The organism is Streptomyces sp. NPDC048392, assembly GCF_043200575.1.
Taxonomy (GTDB): Bacteria; Actinomycetota; Actinomycetes; order Streptomycetales; family Streptomycetaceae; genus Streptomyces.
The window spans coordinates 1-17,282 of sequence record NZ_JBICYB010000009.1; the positions used below are offsets into that span (position 1 = coordinate 1).

General features: G+C 66.7%; 10 protein-coding genes. 4 read left to right on the forward strand and 6 right to left on the reverse strand.

Translation table 11 applies throughout. The annotated features are described in order from the left end of the window. Positions 1 to 133: 133 nt before the first annotated feature. Positions 134 to 1,474 (reverse strand): helix-turn-helix domain-containing protein, encoded by a 1,341-nt coding sequence (locus ACGFYH_RS14940; protein ID WP_393803542.1) that lies wholly within the window; start codon positions 1,472 to 1,474, stop codon positions 134 to 136. 173 nt (positions 1,475 to 1,647) lie between these two features. On the opposite strand from ACGFYH_RS14940, the gene ACGFYH_RS14945 reads away from it, so the two are divergent. From ACGFYH_RS14945 to ACGFYH_RS14955, 3 genes are read left to right on the forward strand one after another with little or no spacing between them, the layout of a single operon-like run. Then, positions 1,648 to 5,100 carry a helicase-related protein gene (locus ACGFYH_RS14945; protein ID WP_393803543.1) on the forward strand — a complete coding sequence of 1,151 codons (3,453 nt, stop codon included), beginning with the start codon at positions 1,648 to 1,650 and terminating at the stop codon, positions 5,098 to 5,100. Continuing rightward, entirely contained in the window at positions 5,097 to 7,781 is a 2,685-nt protein-coding gene (locus tag ACGFYH_RS14950; RefSeq protein WP_393803544.1) for a DUF1156 domain-containing protein, read from the forward strand. Before ACGFYH_RS14945 ends, ACGFYH_RS14950 begins: the two co-directional genes overlap by 4 nt. A gap of 41 nt (positions 7,782 to 7,822) precedes the next feature. Next, a complete protein-coding gene (locus ACGFYH_RS14955; protein WP_393803545.1) occupies positions 7,823 to 10,627 on the forward strand; it encodes an ATP-binding protein in 2,805 nt (934 codons plus the stop codon). Between the two features lie 211 nt (positions 10,628 to 10,838). Here ACGFYH_RS14955 and istB read toward each other — a convergent pair whose 3' ends face one another. The 5 genes from istB to ACGFYH_RS14980 form a co-directional block, all read right to left on the reverse strand. Continuing rightward, positions 10,839 to 11,612, reverse strand: coding sequence for an IS21-like element helper ATPase IstB (istB, locus tag ACGFYH_RS14960; protein WP_393803546.1), 774 nt, complete (start codon positions 11,610 to 11,612; stop codon positions 10,839 to 10,841). A gap of 60 nt (positions 11,613 to 11,672) precedes the next feature. Further along, a complete protein-coding gene (gene istA, locus ACGFYH_RS14965) occupies positions 11,673 to 13,148 on the reverse strand; it encodes an IS21 family transposase (protein WP_393803745.1) in 1,476 nt (491 codons plus the stop codon). 744 nt (positions 13,149 to 13,892) lie between these two features. Further along, positions 13,893 to 15,002, reverse strand: coding sequence for a sensor histidine kinase (locus ACGFYH_RS14970; protein WP_393803547.1), 1,110 nt, complete (start codon positions 15,000 to 15,002; stop codon positions 13,893 to 13,895). Beyond that, positions 14,995 to 15,702, reverse strand: a complete 708-nt coding sequence (locus ACGFYH_RS14975) for a response regulator transcription factor (protein WP_393803548.1) — start codon at positions 15,700 to 15,702, stop codon at positions 14,995 to 14,997. Before ACGFYH_RS14975 ends, ACGFYH_RS14970 begins: the two co-directional genes overlap by 8 nt. 92 nt (positions 15,703 to 15,794) lie before the next feature. Continuing rightward, positions 15,795 to 16,010, reverse strand: coding sequence for a hypothetical protein (locus ACGFYH_RS14980; RefSeq protein ID WP_393803549.1), 216 nt, complete (start codon positions 16,008 to 16,010; stop codon positions 15,795 to 15,797). Between the two features lie 210 nt (positions 16,011 to 16,220). Here ACGFYH_RS14980 and ACGFYH_RS14985 point away from each other — a divergent pair, with 210 nt between their 5' ends. Next, positions 16,221 to 17,261: an endonuclease/exonuclease/phosphatase family protein gene (locus ACGFYH_RS14985; protein WP_393803550.1), complete on the forward strand. Its 1,041-nt coding sequence runs from the start codon at positions 16,221 to 16,223 to the stop codon at positions 17,259 to 17,261. Positions 17,262 to 17,282 lie beyond the last annotated feature (21 nt).

Genomic DNA, 17,282 nt, shown 5'->3' on the forward strand with positions numbered 1-17,282 from the left:
ACGGCGCCCGCTTCAAGAACGGTCACCTCGTCGAACGCCCCGAAGTCACCGCAGCCTGAACAACCCCACTGATCCACAACTCTTGACAATTACTCCAAGCTGGCCTTGCCTGCTGAAACGATGCGGGATCGTTTCAGTTCGAGTCCGACGTGGACGCGAGCCACGCGTCCATCTCGGCCCGCTCGCGCTGTGCGAGGCGCTGCGACCGCACGGTCGCGTCTGGCCTAAGCAGAGTCGGTTCGTACACGCCGTAGTCGGCAAGCAGATCAGACGAGATGGCGTGAGCCATTGTGCGCAACTGCATGCTTCCATTGCACAGGGCTTCCAGATACCCGATGCGATGGCACGGACTTCCTGTATCACTCGGCACCGGCACCCCCGGCACGAAGCGGGCGGTTCCATTGAGCGGCGTGCGGTCCAGGAGCACCTGGGCAGGAGCCGAAGTGCCGGCGAGCACATCGGCATCTCCGTAGGCTCCGGCCCACTCCGCATAGGCGCAGGCGAGATGAAGCCCGTAGAGCACGCTGCATTCCAGACGGGTGAGGTTCAGCACAGGGGCGGCTGCATCCTCTGCCGTGGGCACAGGTTCCGAAGTCAGATCGATCTGAAGGTGAGCGCTGCCGTCGGAGTGCCAGACGGCGTGGACGCCAGGCCCGGAGATCCGCATGCGGCCCCGGCGGATCACTGGGGCGTGGCCCAGCAAGCCGCGGGACAGAGCCGCCGACGGTGCACCCCCTGGACGCGCCAATACGCCGAGGAACCCTCGCACATCCTGGAGGAAGGTGCGGTCGATGCGGCGCTCTGCTCGTCCCGTAGGAACCAGAGAAATATCCAGTCTGATGCTGCCATCAACGGGAGACGCCAACCACGCGCAGTCGTCCTCGAACTGCGCGGTTACCCGATGAGAGTGGCCTTCTGCCAGTTTGAAGCGGTCGCGATAGAGGGTCGCTATCTCTGACTCGTCCAGCCAGGCAGTGGTCCGGCCCAGCCGACGCGCGTACCCGTACCGCTGCTGCCCCTTACCTCCGGTGGGGCGAACGGCGTGCGGGGCGACCGGACTACGCGGAACCCCGATCAGGATGTAGCCGCACTCCGGAGTGGTGGGACTGTCAGCGATCAGGCGTATGCGGAAGTCCGGGGGCAGGAAGGGGAAGACACGACTGCGTAGGCCCTGGACAAGCTGGTTGTGCAGTTTGTCGCTGATCGTGATGGGGGTCAAACTCTCCGCGCTGCCCTGGTCGTTCTCGGTAACGCCGACGACGATCAGGCCACCTCGCGCGTTGGCCATGGCCGACACGTCCTTGGCGAATTCGTCCAGTCCATCGGCGTCCTTGGTGTACGCGTTGTCCTGCTTGAAGTCCAAGTCCACGTCCTCGGCTGCATGCTGGTCGCAGAGCTCGACCAGATGGCTTCGATCCAGGCCGTCGAAGTCCGCGCCGAGCAACTGAGCAAGTCTGGGGATCCTCACCGTCACCTGCGCAGGTTACGTCCGAAGGGGCACATCAGAGACCTCAAATCCGCGATACATACCGTCCGTTGCGACGCACCCCGAAGGGTGACTCCCTGTCGACTGTGTGTACGCTCTCTGAATCTACGAACGGTCGAGGCGCAGCTCAGGCGCAGCGGCTTGTCGGGGGAGGGACGTAGATGTCACTTTTCGATCCGCAGAGGCTGATCGCGGGCGCACGATTACGGCTGCCGGGACACACCGAGCCTGTCACCGTGATCCAGGTCCAACCAGGTGCCTACTGGGAGTTCCTCGTCAAAGGCGACGCCGGGGACTATCGGAGTGTCAGCCTGCCCGAGGATGAGCTGCCCGGCATCGAGGTGGTCGACGTCGGCGGCGAGCGGCGGTACGACTCGGACGCACGAGTCTTCCGGCTCGGTGTGGAAGCGCGCAGGATCCGCACACGCTTCCAGAACGACATGGGGGCTCTTTCTGTATCCAGCATCGAGCCGCTGCCGCACCAACTCGAAGCGGTGTACGGCAGGTTCCTGGAGGAACCTCGACTGCGTTTCCTGCTGGCTGATGATCCAGGAGCCGGCAAGACGATCATGACCGGGCTCTACATCAAGGAGCTCCAACTCCGCGGTGCGGCCGACCGAGTGCTGATCGTCGCCCCTGCCAACCTCGGCTTCCAGTGGCAGCGCGAACTCGACGAGCGCTTCCGGATCGCGGCCCGCCGCATCACCAGGAACACCCTCGACGCGGACCCCATGGCCAACCCCTGGGAGTCCGACGGCGTCTTCATCGTCTCCCGCGATCTGCTGAAGACGGAGACAGTCCTGGCGTCCTTCGCCGCCGCACAACGCCCTTGGGACCTGGCGGTCCTCGACGAGGCCCACGGCTACACCCTGAAGGTCAACAAGCGCGGGGCGATCGACAACCGCACCGGTCGGTACAAGGCCGCCGAGCGCGTGGCACGTCACGCTGAACGACTGCTGCTCCTCACGGCCACTCCGCACTCCGGCCGCGAGGAGTCCCTGTGGGGGCTGATGCGGCTGCTGGATCGCGACGCATACGGCGACCGGTGCCCCGACCGCGTAGAGATCATGCCGCACCACTACTCCAGGACCACCAAGGAACAGATGGTGGACCTGCGCGGCCGTCCCCTCTTCCGGCCACGCGTCGCGCACACTGTCGCGTACACCCTCGATGGTGCCGAGCTCGACCTGTACAACCGGGTGTCCCAATTCATCACCCAGGGCCTCGCCGAGATCCGTCGCGAGCGCACCGACGGCGGCCGTGCATCCGTGTCCGGTTTCGCCCTGACGACCATGCAGCGTCGGCTGGCTTCTTCCGTACGGGCCATCTGCCGTACCTTGCAGCGCCGCGTGGAGCGCCTGGAGCGGGAACTGGAGCTGCCGACAGCGACAGCCACGGACGTCGACTCGACCCTGCTGGACAAAAACACCAACGGTGACCGTCCCGAGGACGAGCGCTGGGCGCTCGAGGAGCAGGCCCTTGATCAGCTCTCCCTCTTCAGAGACCCGGAAGAGATCGGGGCCGAACTCGATCTTCTCCGCCCGCTGCTGGCGCAAGCCGAGGAGACGGAGCTTCTGGGCGGGGAGATCAAGCTGCAGGAGTTATGGAAGATCCTGGATCAGTACGGGGTCGGCGACGACGCCTCGAAGAAGCTCCTGGTTTTCACTGAGCACAAGGACACCTTGGACTTCCTGGTCCGCGAGCTGTCCCCTCACTTCGACGTGGCTGTCATCCACGGTGGCCTGCGCCCTGCGGAACGGGTACAGGCCGAGCGTGACTTCCGGGAACATGCGCAGATCATGATCGCCACCGAGGCGGCGGGCGAAGGGATCAACCTCCAGTTCTGCCACCTCATGGTCAACTACGACATCCCATGGAACCCCAACCGCCTTGAACAGCGCATGGGACGAGTGCACCGCATCGGTCAGACCGAGAACGTTCACATTTTCAATCTCGTCGCGGCCAACACCAAAGAGGGGCACGTACTGGCCACGGTGCTCGGAAAGATCGAGACCATGCGCCAGAACGAAGCTCTGGGGGACCAAGTCTTCGACGTCATCGGCGAAATACTGTCGGGCTACCGTCTCCCCGAACTACTCGAAGCCGTAGTATCAGGTGAGCGGACATCTGAGGACGCAGCAGCGCAGTTCGGTACAGACGACGGGGAGTTCGACGATCAGCTCATCGCGCGCATGCGCGAACTCTCGGAGAAGGCTCTGGTCACGGGCCACATCGACTGGCGGATACAGCGCCAGGAGACGACCCGGGCGGAGGAACGTCGGCTGCCTCCGGAACACCTCAAACGCTTCTTTGTCGACGCCGTCGACCATCTGCACGGCCAGGCGCGCGAGCGGCTGGACCACGCGAGCATCAGGGTCACTCGGACCCCGGACATCCTGATCGCACGCGACCGGGATCTGGGTACGCTGCGCCAGCTGCAACCCACCTACGAGCGAGTCACCTTCGACAAGAGTGTCGCCGTGCAACGGCTGGCGCAGGACGCGGAGTCAGGGGCGCCCCGGGCGGAGCTCTGCGGTCCCGGGCACCCTTTGTTCGAGGCGATCCTGGATCTGGTCATCGAGCAAACAGCGAGCGCACTGCAGCGCGGCGCCGTCTTTCATGATCCCGGACTCAGCGCTCCCGCACTGCTGCACATCCTGGAAGGCGAAGTCACCGACGGACATCGATCGACAGTCCACCGCAGCATGGCTTCCGTCATCGAGGTCGCCGGCGAGTTCCTCCCCACGAGCGGCGCACTGTACGACCTGCTGCCTGGGCGACCTGCACAGCCGACTGGGGAAGGGTTGGCGCCCGCCCGTCCGGAATCCCAGCTCATCACGTGGGCACGAGCCAATGTCTACGAGGCTCGACTGCGCGAGGTCCGAGAGCGCCGTGCACGCACGGCCGACATTCAAGAGGAGTTCCTGACTACCTCGTTCCGCACCCTGCTGGCTCGCTACGACTCCGAGCTGCTCGATCTTGACGAGGAGTTGGAGGAGGGCAGAGCCGGGGCCGAGGGCCGTCATCGCAAGACGGAACTCATTCGGCGCACAGTGCTCGAACGCCGTGACAGGCGGATTGCGGACACGGCTCGCACACGGCAAGTGGACCGCGGACCTGTCACCGTTCTCGCGCAGGCAGTGCTCCTGCCTCCGCCCGCGTCCTCCAATCCTGTCGATGTCTGGGCCGAGCATGCAGCGAACGGGCGTGGACTCAGCGATCCAGAGATCGAGCGAATAGCCGTCCAAATCAGCATGGACCACGAATACGCACATGGCTCCGAAGACCTCAGGTCCGTCGAAGCCGACAACCTGGGCTTCGACCTCGTCTCCCAACGGGCAGAGACCACTCGCTACATCGAAGTGAAGGGACGCGCCGGGGTGGGGACCGTCGAGCTCACCTGGTCCGAGTACATCGCTGCCGGCAAGTTCGGTCCTGCCTACTGGCTCTACGTGGTGCTCGACTGCGCTACCGATCACCCTCGGCTCTACCGCATTCAGGACCCGGCTGTCGCTCTCGCAGGGAAATTCCGGCCCACGCATGAGGTGCGCTACAGCGTCGCCCCCGGACCCGTCATCGAAGCAGCGCAGGCCGTAGGAGGAGACACACAGTGAGACGTGCGCTCATCGAGGAGAAGCTCCCGCTGGCCCCCGTCAATGCCGCTTCCGCACGGGAGAAGCATCTGCGACACGGCCACATCTCCACCATGCATCTGTGGTGGGCTCGCAGGCCCCTCGCCATGGCCCGAAGCGTGGTGCTCGCTAGCTTGGTCCCCGACCCGGGAACCGACAGCCCGCACTCCCGTGAAAGGCTGCTCACCGACATCAGCCAGGCCGCCCCTTTCGAGGCTTCTTCCCGGACCGCCTATCTGGCCCCGCTGCGCACCGCCCTCGCCGGCGCTTGGCCCGAGCGTCGCCCCAAGGTCCTTGATTGCTTCGCAGGAGGGGGCGCGATCCCTCTGGAGGCCGCGCGCCTCGGGTGCGACACCACCGCTGTCGACATCAACCCCGTCGCCCATCTCATCCAGCGTTGCGTCCTGGAGTACCCCGCTCGCTTCGGCGGTGTGGGCGAGGATGGCGGGCGGCCTTTCATCGACGAGTTGGCCCAATGGGGCCAGTGGGTGCGTGAGACTGCGGACGCCCGGCTTGCCGAGGTTTTTCCACGCTGTGAGGACGGCACCAGGCCCGCGGTGTACTTCTGGGCGCGCACTGTGCCGTGCGCGGATCCGCACTGTGGCCGGACGGTTCCGCTGATCTCTTCGCGCAGGCTCGCCGATTCCACCCGGCACCGGATACGTCTCGACTACGACATACGACGGGACCGGATTGAACTGCGCCTCGCAGAAGGCCCGCCTGCCGACGGCAGCGACTGGAAACTCGGCACCAAGACGAGCCGCGGCTCCCAGGTGACTGTTACTTGCCCAGTCTGCGGGACCGCCCGACCGGACCAGGAACTGCGCAGCTATGCACGCGAGCACGGCTTTGGCTACCACCTTTATGCGGTTCTCGACATCGGCCCTGGCGGGGAACGTACTTACCGTGAACCCACGGCTGCCGACTACACCGCGGTTGAGCGGGCAGAAATCATGGCGGACAGCCTGGAGGACTATCCGGATGGAACCAGCGCCATCCCGGACGAGTTGGTGACCCGTTCCCAGTACCGGCGCTACCCCAACCTGACTTACGGCATCGACACCTGGGCGGGCATGTTCACGCCCCGCCAACGGTTGGTCCTTGCTGTGCTGGCCCAGACCGTTCGGGCTGCCCATATAGAAATGCTGGCACGCGGCACTGAACCAGCACGGGCGGATGCCCTGACCACGTATCTAGGGCTAGCCGTCGACCGGATAGCGGATTACAATTCATCCTTCGTCGCATGGGTCCCATCCGGTGAATTCCCGACACACACATTCCCGCAGCAATCCATCCGCATGGCCTGGGACTTCAGCGAGATCGACCCGTTGGCCCAAGGCCCCGGCAACTGGGACGGCGCCGTTCGATGGATAACCCAGTCCCTGCGTCACTGTGCTGCCGCCACCGAAGGAAATCCCTCCCAAGTCCAGCGCGCCAATGCTCAACACCTCCCCTTTGCCGACGGTGAGTTCGATGCAGTCATCATCGACCCGCCCTACTACGACGCATTTCAGTACGGCGACCTCTCGGACTTCTTCTACGTCTGGCTCAAGAGGTCCATCGGACACATCTACCCTGAGCTCTTCGCCACCGCACTGACTCCCAAGCGTGCCGAGGTAATCCAGAACCGTGCCCAGCGCGACTCCGCCGAGTACATATCCCGCGACGAATTCGAGGCCCGTCTGCAACGTGCCCTGGACGAGGTGGCCCGAGTCGTCGCCGACGACGGCATCGTTTCGTTGGTCTTCGCCCACACCGACAACGCTGCCTGGGAACACTTGCTGCGTGCTTTGCGTCGAGCCGGCCTGAAGGTCACGACCTCATGGCCGATGCAGTCCGAAAGGACAGGTCGCACCACCGACAACGTCGGCTCGGTGCTGGCCTCCTCAGTGGTACTGGTCTGCCGCAAGGTAGGCAGTGCCATCGACGGCTTCTACGACGACGTGGTCCGCGACCTGGACGCCCGCATCGCCGAACGCCTCGCTGTCTTCGATGACATGAAACTGTCCGGCGCCGACTACTTCGTCTCGGCCATCGGCCCTGCTTTCGAGGTCTTCGCCCGCTACTCCCGTGTCCTGCGCCTGTCGGGAGACGAGGTGGAAGTTGACGAGCTGATGGTGCTGGCTCGTCAGGCTGTGGCCCGACACGCCACCAGGTCGCTCACTGGGGGTGAATCCCTGGAGCGCCTGGACAGTCGTGCGCTCTTCTATCTCACTTGGCGCTGGGCATACGACGGACTGGCGATTCCCGCAGACGAGGCATACATGCTGTGCCGCGCGTTCGATCTCCATCTGGACGCCCTCACCGTACGGGGAGGGCTGATACGGAAGTCCGGATCTGACTACAAGCTCCTCGGACCTCACGAGCGCCGCAGCATTACGCTCGGCCAGCGCCCCTCCTGGGTAGATGTCATGCACTGCGCCTGCCTGCTCTACGACGAGGGTCGCCGCCAGGAACTCGACGCGCTGCTCGGCGCCAGTGGCGCAGGCACCGAGCCTGCCTTCTGGGCACTGGTCACCGCCGTCACCCAGCTCCTGCCGGAAGGCTCCCGTGAGCGCACTCTACTGCTCGGTCTCGGTGGCAACCGCGACGACCTGGCGGAACGGGCTGCCAAGTACTCCCCCGACTTCGAGGAGCTCACTCTCTTCGGCCCGCAGCCCTGATACCGCTCCAGCACCCGCAAAGCGAAAGGAACGTCCGTCCCGTGGCCGGCCTCAAGAGTTGGAACGAGATAGCCCCTCCGCATCTGGACATCGTCAACGGCTCATTCGACGAGGCGCTGTTCGCCGCAGACCTGGGCTTGGTCAGCAAAGGAGAGGGGCCACAGGATTACCTTGATGCCCAACTCTTCGTGCAAAAGACGTACTTGACAGCGAATCTGCGCACTGCTCTTGTAGAGATCGGGAATCGACTGGCCGGAAATCCCGCCGCCAAAGCAGTACACAGAATGCAGACGGAATTCGGTGGCGGAAAGACCCACACCCTGCTGTCCGCCTACCATCTCTTTGGCAACGCCCGTGCACTGTCACGCACCCGACTTGCCCGCCAGCTCTCCTCCTCCATCAAAGATGGCCGCCTTCCGCAAGCCACAGTCGTAGTCCTCGACGGCTCCGCCCTGGCCCCGGATCGCACCAAGGAGAACCGCTCACCGGGACGTACACTGCTCGGTCATCTCGCCTTTCAACTTGGCGGGCAAGAAGCGTACGAGGGTGTTCGCGCGGAGGACGAGGCCCGCCAAGCGACCTCCACCGCTCATCTAGTGGCCCTGCTCAAGCGCTACACGCCTTGCCTCATTCTGATGGATGAGACCCTCGAATACCTAGCGAAGACCATCACCGCCGATGGCGACCAAGGCGCTCTCACCACCAACACTCTAGTTTTCATTAAAGAGTTGACCACGGCGGTCGCCAACACCCCCGGCGCCTGTCTGGTCGCGACCCTCACCGCCTCCCACCTCGAAGATTTCACGGGTATCAACCACGAGGATCTACTGGAGCGCTTGGCAAAGATATTCGGCCGGACCGAGAACGTCATCACGCCCGTCGAAGGCGATGACATCTTTCCCGTCCTTCATACCCGGCTGTTCCAGAGCACCGGTACTCCAGCCCAGCGCCGTATCGTCGCGGACGCCTACGGCGACTACTACGCCGAGCAGTTCGGCGATGCTCTGCCAGCTGTATACCGTGATCCGGTCTACCGCGATCGCATCGAGGCCGCTTACCCCTTCCATCCCGAGCTGATCGACCTGCTCACCCATCGCTGGGGCTCGCTGTCCGGCTTCCAGCGCACACGCGGTGCACTGCGCACCCTCGCACACAGCATCAAGGCTCTCCATGCGGAAGGGCGTATCTCCCCCCTTATCCACCCGGGGGACATCCCTCTCCATGACCCCGGCGTGCGGGCTGAGATATTGAAGATCACCGGTGGTTCCTACCTGGCGGCCCTGAACGCCGACATCATTCGCGAGGACTCGCGAGCCCGCATCGAGGACCAGCGCCGTGGCGGCGAGGTCGAGAAGCTGAGGCTGGCGACCAAGCTCGCCACGACAGCCTTCGTCAACTCCTTCGGCTCCGACAAGGTCCCCGGGGCATCCGACGCCCAGATGACCGTCGGTGTGGGCCGACCAGGGCTGTCTCGCGGCGCTCTCGAAGATGTCCGGGACACCGTCAAGAATGTCGCCTGGTACATGCGCTACGAGGGTGGCCGCTACCGCTTCACCACCGAACCCAACCTGAACAAGGTCATCGTCGAACGTGAGAGCGCTGTACCCGAGGACGCGATCGCCGAGCTACTGGAAAGGGCCACCAAGAGTGTGGTTCCGTCCGAGTCCCCTTGGCGCACCCTGACAGACGTCCTAAGCTCTGCGGACGTCCGCGACGAACCTCGTCTGACACTCGCTCTGCTCGATCCCGAGCACCGGGTCGAGCCTTCTGCCCCAGGTGTCGTCAGGGACGCAGCCCAACGCATCCTGAGCGAATACGACCAGTCCGGCCGTATCAATAAGAACACGCTGGTCCTGGTCGCTCCCGACACCGGCGCCCTCGGCCGTGCCCGCGCACTGGCACGAACCCTGGCGGCGATGCGCGAGCTGCGAGACGACGTACACCGGCTGAAGCGGTTTAATCAGGAACAGCAGACCGACCTTCGTGAAAGGGTCGTACGCGCCGAGGACCGACTCCCCGGGCTGCTCACCACGGCCTACCGACATGTGTTCTTGCTGGCCAACGGCACGGGCGGATCGCCGCCCACCACACAGCACCTCGACCTCGGGCTGCCCCGAGCCAGCGAGACCGTCACCTCCCGAGTCACGGAACGCCTGCGGTCAGGTGATGGTCTACTGGATAGGCTCGCTCCGGCCGCATTGTTGTCGGACCGCTTCGACCTGCTGCCGGCAGACGTGGAAGCAGTCGAGATCGAGGACCTGCTCAAGGCGTTCCGGCGCTTCCCCCGGTTGCCGAAGCTCGCCTCTGCCGAGGTGCTGCGCGACTGTCTCGCCGAGGGGGTCAGGCGTGGAGTCTTCGGTCTCGTTTCGGGAGCCACCTGGCAGGCAGCCGACGCAGTGATCCGCATCGGGGAGGAGATCTCTCCAGATGAGATCGACTTCCAGCCAGGCACGTGGCTGGTACGGGCCGCACGCGCCCAGGCCCTGCGTGGTCCTGAGGCACCTCCTGCGCGTCCTTCCGACACGAGTAGCGCGAGTAGCCCGCGGACAGGGACGTCTGTCGCCCCCGAGACCAGAGAGTCGACGACCTCAGAGGCACCAGCGCCAAGGCCGCCCTCGGCAGGCCCCACCGGCCTGCGACTGCATATTGCAGACGTCCCGGCCGACAAGGTTCGCGACGTCGTAAAAGTGGCGGTTCTGCCTTTCGCCGCGCAGGGGGCCGAGGTACGCGTTGAACTGAACGTTTCCGTTCGATCCTCGAAGCAGATACCCCCGCATGTCATTGACTTGGTCGTCGAGGAGGGCCTCGGCCAACTGGGTCTCCGAGCCGAAACGCACGAACAATAGCCAGGTCCGCGATGCCGCCGTGTCCCCCCGGACTGCTCCGACAGCCTTCGCCGCCGAACCTCGCGCGAGACGACGCTTGAACGCGCTGAACTGGTCTCCCGGCGCTGTGTCAACGGCCACTGAGATGCCCAGGTGGGTGGCCGTTGGATGACCAGGCTGGTGGCCATCAGAAACCCAGGCGTGTGGCCAGTGGTGTTCCTGGGGGTGGGGGTCAGTTCAAGGGGACCACTCCCTTCCCGGCGAGGGCCTCGGCGAGGCGGTGCGAGTCGCCGGTGGTGGTCACGAGGTGAGCGTGGTGCATGAGGCGGTCGGTGCTGGCGCCCGCGAGGGTCTTGGGCATGATCGTGTCGAAGCCCGAGGGGTGGATGTTGCTGGTGACCGCGATGGACCGGCGCTCGTAGGCGGCATCGATGATCCGGTAGAACGCCTCGGCGGCGTCCTCGCCGACGGGCAGCAGGCCAATGTCATCAATGACGATCAAATCGGCCCGGCAGATCCGGGCGACGGTCCGTGGGGTGGACCCGTCGACCTTCGACTTGCCGATCACGGAGCTCAGCGTCTCCAGGGTGAACCAGGACACCCGCATGTCCTTCTCGATCGCGGCCTGGGCGAGTCCCTCGGTGAAGTGGCTCTTTCCCGTCCCCGAGGGTCCGGCGATCACCAGGTTCTCGGCCCGGCCGATCCATTCGAGGGTGGTCAGGGAGTTCTGGGTGGGTTCGGGGATGGTGGAGTCCTCGGCCCGCCAGGAGCCGAGGGTCTTGCCGGTGGGGAAGTTCGCCGAGTGCCGGCGAAGCCGGCGGGTGGCCGCGTCGCGGCCGGTGACCTCCTCGGCTATCAGCAGCCGCAGGACCTCGGCGGGGTCCCAGCGTTGGGCGCGGGCGGTGGCCAGGACATCGGGGGCCGCTTTGCGCATATAGGGCAGGCGCATGCGGCGCATGAGCTTGTCGAGTTCCTCGGGGATCGCGGGCGGGTTGGGAAAGCTCATGGAGGTGCCGTTCTCTTGGGTGACGTGCAGTCAAAAGGTGGTGGCGGGCGGCTAATTGGATCAGCGGCCCAGGGCCTGCCAGCCGCTGGTTCCGTTCTGGACGGAGTGGGTTTCGTCCGCGCGGACGACCTCGCCGGCGGGCTTGCTGTCGGCGATGTGCCCCAGGATCGACAGCAGGTCGCCGTCGGCGAAGCGCCCGGCCGTGGCCGCGAGTCCGAGGGCCTGGTCGACCCGGTCGTTGCCCAGGACGGTGGCCAGCTCGACCGCGCGGGCCATCTTGGCGCGGATGCGGGTGGCGCCTGCGGGTCCGGCTTCCTTGAGCCAGCGGCCCGCGCCGGGGCCGATACTCACGAACGCGATCTCAGCTTCCGAGCGGGGCTGCAGCCTCGGCTGGTGAATGCTGCGGCCGTCGGGATGGTCGGGATAGTGCTCGTCGATGATCTGCGGAACACCCGGAGTGGAAAGCTGATGGCGCCCAATCTCGGAGAGATCACCGGAGTTGGTGCGGGCAGTGATGGACAGTTCCTCGCCGACAACCCGGCACCACACCCTCACGCCGGTATAGCCCGGCGGGGTCGAGTAGCGCACCGAGTTGAAGCTGATCGTGCGATCCGAACCGACCAGCCGTTCCTCGCCCAGCGCGAGCGCCAGGGGTTCGATGGGCAGGACATGCAGCGTGGTGCGTTCGATATCGAGGCGGTCGGCGGGTATCTGACCCGTCGCCCGGTGGCGGCGGGAGTTCACCGCGTCGCACCAGGTCAGGCAGGCATCCGCGAGGTCGGCGAAGGTGTCGTAGGCGGCCAGCAGGTTCGCATCCGTGGGCACGAGGTCGGCCTTCGCGATACGGACCGTGGCTTCCGCACCGCCCTTGGATTCGGGGTCGTAGGGCACGCAGCTGACCACCTGGCAGCCGTAATGCCGGCCCGCGGCGACCATCTGCGGATGCCGCACCGGGATCCCGGCGATGTGCTCGACGGTGACCGTCTTCGCATTGTCGGTCAGCACATACGTCGGCGCCCCGCCGATCCGCCGCAACGTGGTGTCCAGGCAGGCCACCAAAGTGCCCAACGTGCAGTCCCAGACCGGGATCACCACCCGGAACCGCGACCAGGACAGCCACGCGCAGAACAACCACGTCCGACGCCCCGCGATGCGCGGACCCTCGCCCCAGTCGAACTGCAGCCACCGGCCCGGCTCGGGAATCCACGGCCGGTACGTCCGGCGCTTGCCCGCCTTCCACGCCGCCTTCGCGGCGTTCACCGCCCTTCTCGTCGAGCGCGCGCTGCCCCGGTAGCCCATCTTCACCAGCTTCTCGTGGACCACATCGGCGCGGATCGTCGCCTTCGACTGCTCGACCCACTCCTCGACCTTCTCCAGGAACGCGTCGATCATCTTCGGCCGCGGCTCTCGCTCATAGGGATTGCGCCCGCCGTTGCGGGCCTCGACATACCGCTTGACCGTCTTCGGGTCGTGTCCCGCCAGGCTCGCCGCCGACCAGACCGTCCCGGTCAGGTCGTACGCCTCAAGGATTTCCATAATCTCCGTGTCAGACTTCGTCACAGGACCTCTCCGGCCGGTAGCTGATGCGCGCAAACACCAGCAAACGGGCGGAGGGGTCTCCTCCAGTTAAGGAAGTGATCAGGAACACCACTGGTCAGACGGCCATCCACCGGGAATTCCGGTGGCCATCAGCCTGGACTCGGCTGGCCGCACATCTGGACTTTGCCACGGCCGCCGTCACGCTGGTCGACTGCTCAGGTGGATACCTTGTGCCCGCATGCATCCACCACAGTGGCGAACGACTCCGGACCGATCCGGCGTCGCTGCTCCACCATGCGAGCTGCAGTGCTGGGTGGGAGCCATCTGGGAGCCAACCCTCTCCCCAAGCCCCTTCGAGACCACCCGAGACCATCTCAGCCCAATGCCCTGACCAGGAAAAACACCAAAGCGCCCGGCGTCGATCACGCCCGAACCTCATTCGGGACGAAGAGGTCGTGGGTTCAAATCCCGCCACCCCGACAGTGAAGTACCAGGTCAGGGGCCTGATCCGCTTAGCGGGTCGGGTCCCTGAGTGGTTTCCGGGAGCGGGTCGGGAACCGTATGGGAGCCGACTACCGTGCGAGGTTCCGGCCGGTGACGGTCTCGTCGTGGTCCGGGGCCGCGGCCTGGCCTGGGGCGGCGTCAGGCCCGTGGCCGCAGCGCGGGGAGCCGACCCTTCCTCGCGCTGTCGCTGGGACCGGCCGCGGGGAGACTCCATGAGACCCAGAGGGCCGGTTTCGCTCAGCGGGTCGGCCCCCGAGTGGTTCTCTCGGGTGCCGCGGGGAGTGTCACCGTGATGCGGAGGCCGCCGTCACCGCGTGGGACGAGGGTGAGGGTGCCGTCGTGGGCTTGGGTGATGGTCTGGGCGATGGTCAGACCCAGGCCCACGCCCGCGTGGTCGGTGTGTACGCGTTCGGTGCCGCGCTGGAACGGTTCGGTGAGTGTGGCTGCCCGCTGGGGGCTGATCCGGTCGCCGGTGTTCTCGACGGTGAGCAGCGTGGCTCCGGGGCCGGCGGTGGTGTGGACGGCGGTGGTGTGGATCCACACGGTGCCCCGGCCGGGGAGGTTGTGGACGATCGCGTTGTGCACGAGATTCGTGTTCAGTTGCAGTAGGAGCGCCGGTGATCCGAGCGTGGGGGTGAGGTCGCCGCCGGTCTCCAGGGTGACGCCGTGCTTCTCCGCGAGGGGCAGAAGGGTTTCGGTGGCTTCTTCCGCGAGGAGGGACAGGTCGACGTGTTCCGGGGCGAAGGACCGTTGGCCGGCGCGGCTGAGCAGGAGCAGGGCCTCGGTGAGGTCGATCGCCCGGGTGTTGACGGCGTGCAGGCGGTCGATGATCTCGCCGGTGTCCTGGTTCGGGTCGGTGCGGGCCACGTCCAGCAGCGCCTTCGAGACGGCCAGCGGGGTGCGCAGCTCGTGAGAGGCGTTGGTGGCGAATCTCTGCTGTTCGGCGACGTGTGCTTCGAGCCGGGCGAGCATCGTGTCGAAGGCGTCGGCGAGTTCGCGGTACTCGTCGTTGGGGCCCGGCAGCCGGATCCGGTGGGAGAGGGACCCGGTGGCGGCCGTGCGGGTGGCGGCCGTGATGCGGGTCAGGGGGGCCAGCATGCGGCCGGCGAGGAGCCATCCTCCGAGCAGGCCGAACACCAGCAGGAAGGCCAGCACGACGGCCGCGATCGGCGCGAAGTCGCGGACGACGGAGTATTGGTAGTCGGGCTGGAAGATCAGCCCGACGTGGGGCACGCGCGTCAGGAACACCCACACCGACGCGAGGATCAGCAGGCCGGCGAGCATGAGGAAGCCCGCGTAGCTGAGGGTGAGTTTGAGGCGAACGCTCCACCCGGGCGGCCTATCCACGGTCGCCTCCCCCGGCCCCGGCCCCGGCCCCCGCGTCCGGCTGTGGGGCGATGCGGTAGCCGACGCCCGGAACGGTGGCGATGATCCAGGGTTCACCGAGACGCTTGCGCAGGGCCGAGACGGTGATGCGGACGGCGTTGGTGAACGGGTCGGCGTTCTCGTCCCACGCGCGTTCCAGGAGTTCCTCGGCGCTGACGACACCGCCCTCGGCGGCGACCAGGACTTCGAGCACGGCGAACTGCTTCCTGGTCAGCGCGACGTAGCGGCCGTCCCGGTAGACCTCTCTGCGGAACGGGTCGACGCGCAGACCCGCGATCTTGCGCACGGGTGGCCTGCTGGGGACGCGCCTGCGGTCGAGTGCCCTGAGTCTGAGCGCGAGCTCCCGCAGTTCGAACGGCTTGGTGAGGTAGTCGTCGGCGCCCAGTCCGAAGCCGGATGCCTTGTCGTCGAGACGATCGGCCGCGGTGAGCATGAGGATCGGCATGCCGCTGCCGGAGGCGACGATGCGTTCGGCGATCTCGTCACCGGACGGTCCCGGGATGTCGCGGTCGAGTACGGCGATGTCGTAGGCGTTGGTGCCCAGCAGCTCCAACGCGGTGTCGCCGTCGCCCGCGATGTCGGCCGCGATCGCGGCCAGGCGCAGGCCGTCGCGGATGGCTTCCGCCAGATAGGGCTCGTCCTCGACGATCAGCACACGCATGCTGCCGAGGTTACGAGTGGGCGCATATCGTCGGCGTATCGAAAACCGCATACGCGCCGGCAACACCGGGCCGCCTTCACTGGCCGTATGCGTCACATCCCACGATCAGCACGAACACGGAGCCGTCCGGTGCGTCGGCGTCTCGTCGCCGGCCCGCCGGTCGTCGTCGCAGTGACTGCCGTGGTCGTCGGCCTCCGGTCGACGGCATCCTCCCTCACGGCCTCCGCGTCCTCCACGGCATCCTTCTCGACCACCTCCCCCACAGCCCCCGCAGCCTCCACGGCATCCTTCTCGACCGCCTCCCCCACGGCCCCCGCGGCGGCGTCGCACTCCCGCTCGGCCGCACCACCGCTCGGGCCTTCTGCCGCGACGGCGTCGCCGGCCCGGCGCGGGGACGCGTGCGGGCTGTGCCGGACTCACGAGGACGAGCCCCGGCACCACCGACTGCGTTCCGGCGCGAGCGACCGCGGCTGTCCGCGGATGTACGCCGACCTCACCCAGGACCGGAGGACGCGGCAGTGACCATCACAGCGGAACGAGGACGGACGAAGGCGCCGCGCGTCCGCCGGGCCCTGCGCGCCGCCACCCGGCCGGGGCCCTGGAAGCGCGGCCCGGTGCTCACGGCGTCGGCGTTGCTGCTGGGCCTGGTCATGCTGCTGCACGCGCGGATTCCGAACCGGATCGGAGCCCTCGGCAGCCTGGCGGAGACCTTCCTGCCGTGGTTCGGCCTGTTGGTCCCGGTGCTCGCGGCCGGGGCGCTGCGGCGCCGCTCCGCGTCCGCGGTGACCGCGCTGCTGCTGCCGGTCACGGTGTGGCTGAGCCTCTTCGGCCCACTGCTCGGGGACAAGTCCCACCCGGGCGGCGACCTCACCGTGGCCACCCACAACGTGGGCGCCGAGAATCCCGACCCGGCCGGTACCGCCCGCGGCCTGGCCGCCTCCGGGGCGGACGTGCTCGCCCTGGAGGAGATCACCGCGCAGGCCCGGGGCACGTACGAGAGGGAGCTGGCGAAGGCGTACCCCTACCACACGGTGCAGGGCACGGTCGGGCTGTGGAGCAGGTTGCCGCTGTCGGACACGCGGCCGGTCGACATCGCGACGGACTACGGGCCGCTGGCGGACACCAAGCCGGCCGGCGTCAGGATGGCGGACAACCGGGCGCTGCGCACCACGGTGGCCACGGACCAGGGTCCGCTGGTGGTGTACGTGGCCCACCTGGGTTCCGTACGGCTGAATCCCAGGTCGGGTTTCTGGACGGGCTCGCGGGACCGGAACGCCGAGGCGCTCGGCGCGGCCGTCGCAGCCGACCGGAGTGAGCGGGTGGTGCTGCTCGGCGACCTGAACGGCACCATGGACGACCGCGCGTTCGCCGGCATCACCTCGCGGCTCCACTCGGTCCAGGACGCGGCCGGGGACGGTTTCGGCTTCAGCTGGCCGGCCGAGTTCCCGGTGGCGCGGATCGACCACATCCTGGTGCGCGGCGTGAAGCCGGCCGGAGCGTGGGTGCTGCCCGCCACGGGCAGCGACCACCTGCCGGTGGCGGCCGGGATCAGCTGGTGAGCGTGTGACCGCTCCAGGTTC

Bases quoted from the DNA above. Each gene is read 5' to 3' on its own strand.
- ACGFYH_RS14945 (WP_393803543.1), top strand. From the start codon at position 1,648: ATGTCACTTTTCGATCCGCAGAGGCTGATCGCGGGCGCACGATTACGG.
- istB (WP_393803546.1), bottom strand. From the start codon at position 11,612: ATGAGCTTTCCCAACCCGCCCGCGATCCCCGAGGAACTCGACAAGCTC.
- istA (WP_393803745.1), bottom strand. From the start codon at position 13,148: ATGGAAATCCTTGAGGCGTACGACCTGACCGGGACGGTCTGGTCGGCG.
- ACGFYH_RS14975 (WP_393803548.1), bottom strand. From the start codon at position 15,702: ATGCGTGTGCTGATCGTCGAGGACGAGCCCTATCTGGCGGAAGCCATC.